Here is a 2715-nt window from a genome sequence, read left to right on the forward strand (position 1 = left end):
CATTTCCTGTGGGGGGCGTGGCGTACCGGGCTCTGCCGTTCGCCCGGGAAGCCCTGGTGTATCGCTGCCGCATATTACGCAGGAAATTTCTGGCGCTCAGAGTGGATATGGCGTGGAGGGGGGATTAATACAAACACATTCCGGGGCGGGAATTGCGCTGAAAATAGTCAAACTCACATGGTCGATGATCCGACATTCCCCCCGAATGGGCAGAGCTCGACTAACTCACACGAGGAAGCGCCGTACACCTGCTCAAATAGATCCGACCGCCGCCCACGGAGATGTACCGCCAGCCAGGTGATCTCACGAACCCGCAGGGGCGGGCGTGGCGGCCGGTTCCCCGTCGAGTCGTTCGGCTCTGGCAGCGGAGGCGGGTGCATGCGTGCTCGGACCGGCCCGGACAACGGGAAAGGCGTCACCCCTTACCCGCCCGGGTGAGGGTGACGCCTCCGGTGGTTCATCGGCCGCTTCGCGTCAGGGCGCGGGCGGGCGCCGAAGGGCGACGTAGTAGTCGCCGACCGCGGACAGGTAATCGTGGTCGGCTGTCTCACTGTCGGTGGTGAACTGAGGTGCTGCTTTGATCTCCTCCTGCGTGCCCCAGACCTTGACCGTCTGCGCTTCGGTGTCGATGCCGGTGACGGCGCCGGCCGGGATCAGGACGCTCTTGCCGAACAGCCACACGCCGGTGTCGACCACCAGGTGCTGTCTGCCGGGCTGATCCTGCTGGCGGTCCACGTGCCCGATGACACCATCAGCGGCCTCCACGGTGAACCCCACCAGCGACTGCCGCGACGCGTAACCGCTGTCCTGCGCGTACATCCACACACCGCTCACAGACCGTCTCCTCGGATTCGGCAACCCGCGTGCCGGTTCATCGGCACCACCGGGCTCGTATGGTCCCATCCGCATGCCCCGATGCCCGCTGCGCAACCGCGTCCTCCGAGGATTGCGTGCGGGCGCGCCACGCCGGTGGCCGGGCGGCGCCCGAGCAGCGTGCGCAGCGATTGCGGGAACGTTCCCCGAGCAGGGGGTGCGCCTGCTGTTCGGGTGAACCAGTCGGACAGCACGGCCTGCACGGGCGGTACCGGACACCTGGCGTGCGGGCCCTCGGGCAGGGTTGAGGACGTCGGCCCAGCGTGTCTCCCGGACCCGCCGGCTTCCCCTGGTGTCGGAGGAGGAGAGGAGCGGCCATGCCCTCGACCGAGGAGCGGGACCCAGGCGCGCATCAGCGGCGTGCCGGCGGTGAGCAGCCTGAGCAGCCGGCGGAGATGGGCCTTGCGAGCACGCTCGCGGCAGCGGAATCCGCCTCCCCGGTCGAATCACTGGACGTCGTCGCCCGGATGATCAGGGACCGCCTGAACGCCGCTGCGGTCTCGTTCCTGATCGTCGACTTCACCGGATCGTCGGTGGTGCGGCTCGGGGCAGCCGACAGCGTCGAGTCCGGCGAGCCCCCTGAGCGGGTCGCTCTGCCCGGCACCCTCTATGCGGACGTGTTGCGCACCCAGCGGCCGGCCCTCCAGCGAGAGGGCGACAGACTGATCAGGGTCGTGGCGCCCGTCACCAACCGCGGTGACGCCATCGGGCTGCTCGAACTCTTCCTGCAGGATCACCCCGACGACGTCGCGATGAGGCAGATCGGTGCGACCGCTCACGCCTTGGCGTACATCGTCATCGCCAACCGGTCCTTCACCGACGTCTACCAATGGGGCCGCCGTACGAGGCCCCTTAACCTGGCCGCCGAGATCCAGCACCGGCTCCTCCCCGCCTCACTGGCCTGTGAAGCAGCCCAGTTCACGGTCGCCGGGGCGCTGGAGCCGGCCACGCACGTCGGCGGTGACACCTTCGACTACGTCGTCGACCGCGACACCATGCAGCTCTCCGTCACCGATGCCATGGGCCACGACGTGGAAGCCGCGCTCCTCGCCACCCTGGCCGTGGGCGCCCTCCGCAGGGCCCGGCGTGCCGGCGCCGGCCTCGAAAAACAGGCCTTCGAGGCCAACCAGGCCCTCATCGACAACGGCAGGCGCGGCTTCGTCACCGGGCAGCTGCTGCGCGTCAGTCTGCTCGACGGGACCACCGAGTTCGTCAACGCGGGGCATCCCCGGCCGCTGTGTCTGAGAGGGGGGAACGTCGAGGAGGTGGTTCCCGAGGCGGATCTCCCCTTCGGCATTCAGCCGCTGACCACCTACCGGGTGCAGCGGCTGGACCTGCAACCGGGTGACCGGCTCGTCATGCTCACCGACGGCATGCTCGAACGCCGCGCTGTGGAGGTCGACCTGCCCTCCCTGATCGTGCGCACAGCCGATCTCCACCCCCGTGAGGCCTCCCGTGCCCTGGTCGCCGAGGTTCTGCGCGCTCACGAGGGGCGACTCCAGGACGACGCGACGGTCATGTGCCTGGACTGGCACGGCACCCACCAGGCCACGCGCAGCGCTGACGCCGGAGCAGACCTCACAGCGGCATCTGCGCCTGAGTAGCGCTCCGTCCAGAATCCGGGGCGCGAACGTCGTCCTCCCCCAGCCTGTGCGGGCGCACCGCCGGCAGCTGATTCCGGCTCAGGGTGCTGGAGCGTGACGGCAGAGCGGGAGGTTCACCTCAGGCCGAGGCCGGCGGTGCGGACGATTCGGCGGCGCGGCGGTATTCGGCGTTGATGCGCTGGGCTTCCTCGAGCTGGTCTTCGAGGATGATGATGCGGCAGGCGGCCTCGATGGGTGT

Annotated in this window: 2 protein-coding genes and 1 pseudogene; 1 reads left to right on the forward strand and 2 read right to left on the reverse strand. The window is 68.9% G+C overall.

What is annotated here, in order from left to right; genetic code table 11:
- Positions 1-474: 474 nt before the first annotated feature.
- Positions 475-834: a PRC-barrel domain containing protein gene (locus ACGFZK_RS37240; protein ID WP_393853266.1), complete on the reverse strand. Its 360-nt coding sequence runs from the start codon at positions 832-834 to the stop codon at positions 475-477.
- Between the two features lie 434 nt (positions 835-1268).
- Here ACGFZK_RS37240 and ACGFZK_RS37245 point away from each other — a divergent pair, with 434 nt between their 5' ends.
- A complete protein-coding gene (locus ACGFZK_RS37245) occupies positions 1269-2477 on the forward strand; it encodes a PP2C family protein-serine/threonine phosphatase (RefSeq protein WP_393853267.1) in 1209 nt (402 codons plus the stop codon).
- A 118-nt stretch (positions 2478-2595) separates the two neighbouring features.
- Here ACGFZK_RS37245 and ACGFZK_RS37250 read toward each other — a convergent pair.
- A pseudogene (locus ACGFZK_RS37250) lies at positions 2596-2715 on the reverse strand (MerR family transcriptional regulator); the annotation flags it as partial.

It is taken from the genome of Streptomyces sp. NPDC048257 (genome assembly GCF_043201855.1).
In the GTDB taxonomy this organism is placed as follows: domain Bacteria; phylum Actinomycetota; class Actinomycetes; order Streptomycetales; family Streptomycetaceae; genus Streptomyces.